The sequence below is a fragment of the uncultured Leptotrichia sp. genome (genome assembly GCF_938036635.1).
Classification (GTDB): Bacteria; Fusobacteriota; Fusobacteriia; order Fusobacteriales; family Leptotrichiaceae; genus Leptotrichia; species Leptotrichia hongkongensis.
In genome coordinates this window covers 1-1,126 of record NZ_CALHQO010000054.1, presented here as the reverse complement: position 1 = coordinate 1,126, position 1,126 = coordinate 1, and the positions used below count along the sequence as shown (strand labels likewise).

At 26.6% G+C, this 1,126-nt stretch carries 1 protein-coding gene; it reads left to right on the top strand.

Translation table 11 applies throughout. The annotated features are described in order from the left end of the window. A partial coding sequence (locus tag Q0370_RS00960) for a hypothetical protein (RefSeq protein ID WP_299570860.1) occupies positions 1-1,117 on the top strand: 1,117 nt, incomplete at its 5' end. Positions 1,118-1,126: the final 9 nt, after the last annotated feature.

Here is a 1,126-nt window from a genome sequence, read left to right as displayed (position 1 = left end):
ATATATTTATAAAATATGGGAAAAAATGGGAAATGAAGATAGAACAGAATATGATATTGCACTTGAAAATTATAGGAAATACTTGTTGAAGGAAACCACGAAAAATCCTGAAGATGTTTCGGTTGTTTGTCAGTTGGCGGGAGTTTACTATTTGAGCAGGAAATGCGACGGTATAGAAATTTTAGAAACATTTTTGAAAAGGAATTTTGATATTTTAACAGAAGATGAAAAGTTTAGAATATATGTTGATTTGGCTTATTTGTGTGAAGATATGGGATGTATGGAAGAAGAGGCTATTGATTATCTTGAAAAAGCAATAAAAATTAATTCAAATAATGCAGACATTTATTACAGACTTTCAGCTATTTGTTTTTATGCTAAAATATATCAAAAATCTCTTGAAAATATAGAAATTGCCTGCAAAATGAGTGATGAAACGAAATATAGTTATGGATATGCACTGATTTTAATTCAAAATAAAGAATATAAAAAAGCTGAAAAAATTTTAGATAATTTGTTAATGGAAGACTCAAACAACATTAAATATCATTTTTACATAGTTCTTTGTAAAATTTATTTAGGAAATAAAGATACTGGAAATATAGAAAAACTTTTGGAAAAAATAAAAGAGTTTGAAATGCTGGAGAAAACGGATTATGAAAAATATTTGAATTGGTTGACGTATGAAGGTTTTCACACGTTTGATGAAGATGTAATAAAAGATTTATTTTATTTATGCGATAATTATGAAAAATATTGTAAATATGCAGATAATAGTAATTTTTATTTAGAAGCAAATTCCATAGCACCGTATCTTTATTCTTTGAAACAATTGAATAAATTTGAGAAAATAGACAAAATATTGAAAGAAGCTGAAAAAGAGATTTTTCACAATATTGAAGAAATGAAGACTGACGAAGAATATCAGAAAGATACTACGGAAGAAGAGCTTTTGGAAATGATAGAAGATGAAAAACAGAGATTGGAGAATATTAATTTAGTGTCGAAAAAAATATTGAATACGGATTTTAAGCCTAAGATGGAAATATTTATGTTTTTTGAAAATGAATGTTGGTTACTGGATTGTCCACGGCATTTGATAATTGATGAGGATTGAAGAAATATG